Source organism: Rhizobium sp. FKY42, from assembly GCF_005222835.1.
Taxonomy (GTDB): domain Bacteria; phylum Pseudomonadota; class Alphaproteobacteria; order Rhizobiales; family Rhizobiaceae; genus Neorhizobium.
On the sequence record NZ_STGA01000063.1, the window covers coordinates 1 to 1,054 of the forward strand.

1 protein-coding gene is annotated in these 1,054 nt (G+C 48.5%); it reads right to left on the bottom strand.

Features of this window, described 5'->3' with window-relative positions; translation table 11 throughout:
* Positions 1-149: 149 nt before the first annotated feature.
* Positions 150-623, bottom strand: a complete 474-nt coding sequence (gene comJ / locus E8M78_RS20830) for a competence protein ComJ (protein ID WP_137136880.1) — start codon at positions 621-623, stop codon at positions 150-152.
* Positions 624-1,054: the final 431 nt, after the last annotated feature.

Sequence of the window (1,054 nt, forward strand, 5' to 3'; positions counted from 1 at the left end):
GTTGCAATCGGCACGCCTTCAACGGTCACAAAACTCTGCTGCGTCGAGACCACCGGACCGCCCACATGCGGCTTCGGACCCGGATCAACCATCGGGCAGACATGCATATGGCCTTTGAGGGTGACGGGGTTGGAGGACATTAGAAATCTTTATCCCCGCTGCGCATCACGTCTCAAGATCTTGTTTGTACTTAACTCATCACCCGCCTTCAAAATTTTAAACTCAGGTTTATCGGTTCGAATAAATTTGAGATTCAAACTAAATGTGTAATCACCTTCAGCTTCACCTGGAAGCGCTTCAAACACCAAATTAAAACTGCCTGCGGGAACATCTATATCCTTCATGTTGCCTATCGTACCTATTTTAATGGGTGAAGAAGCAACCTCAAAAGGAGTTTGGACTACCCAATACGCCGAGTCAGATATGTCTATGGTGTCCAGAACATCAACTTTTATTAGACACTGCCCGTCGTGGTCAGGGACACCAAAGCTGACTATTCCCTCTGACCAAGCAAACCCTTGGGCTACATGATCATCATCCCATAGCAAGCCAGGGCGAGGAATATTAGGAAGATGAACCACAATCTGAGTATAAAGAATTGTGATTGGAAATTCAGCTATCATTTAGGGACCTACCTTTATCGTTATTTTGCAACCTTCTGGCACGCCGTTCAATTGGGCGCCCAGCTGACCACCTGCACTTCTATTATCACTTCTTGGTATATGTCTTACACTCGCACCAGCGCCACCCTCAGCGAAAGTTGCAGGTGGGTACTCATCTCTGTCCATTCCTGGCATGGTCGGAATACCGCGAAGTGATGTTGCTCTTCTAGCGTCTGTCCCGGGCCTATCTAACGTGAGTATGTTGGGGTGGCCGGCTGCCTGAGCATCGACAATGTGCTGAGCAGCGTGAGGTGACGCGCTTCGGGAAATTACAATTATACGAGAACAAGGGCAGCTCTTACAAGTATCTGTATCGGTCCTGGCATTATCAGCGGCCTGATCGCCATTGATCCAGCTCTTGAGATCCTCGACCTTCTGGTTGACGTATTGTC

Excerpts from the sequence above, each read along its gene's own strand:
- comJ (WP_137136880.1), bottom strand. The coding sequence starts at position 623 with ATGATAGCTGAATTTCCAATCACAATTCTTTATACTCAGATTGTGGTT.